At 61.2% G+C, this 381-nt stretch carries 1 protein-coding gene; it reads right to left on the bottom strand.

All coding sequences use genetic code 11. The features are described from left to right. Window positions 1–231, bottom strand: a 231-nt coding sequence (locus KP705_RS20505; RefSeq protein WP_252348459.1) for a hypothetical protein, incomplete at its 3' end; no start/stop codon positions are given. Window positions 232–381: the final 150 nt, after the last annotated feature.

Raw genomic sequence — 381 nt, 5'->3', positions numbered from 1 at the left:
ATCCCAGACGGACCTCACCATGCCCAGCCGTAGAGAACCGGCCAGACTGGAGCCCAATCGTGTCCAGCGTGGCTGTATCGTTGGCAAGCGCCATGTCGTGGCTGTATCGTTGGCAAGCGCCATGTGCAGCCCAATGCAACGCAGCGGCCGCACTCCGCTTCCCAGAAGGGAATCCGCGCCTTGGCCAGCAATGCGGCCCAGGATCTGGCTGTCCACTTTCACGTCAACCATGTAGACGCCCAGCTGCCCAATCAAAGACTGACGCAAATACTCAACCGTCTGGCCCTGACCCGACACTTACCCCACAAGCTGGACTGGCCCCTGAAGCAGCAAAGGCAGCCCCAGCCCCGCTTCCAGAAGACCGATCGGGAGTACCAAAGG

Source organism: Gluconobacter sp. P1D12_c (assembly GCF_018812105.1).
In the GTDB taxonomy this organism is placed as follows: domain Bacteria; phylum Pseudomonadota; class Alphaproteobacteria; order Acetobacterales; family Acetobacteraceae; genus Gluconobacter; species Gluconobacter oxydans_A.
Note: the sequence above shows the minus strand (reverse complement) of the source record. Positions and strands in the feature narration are given on the sequence as shown.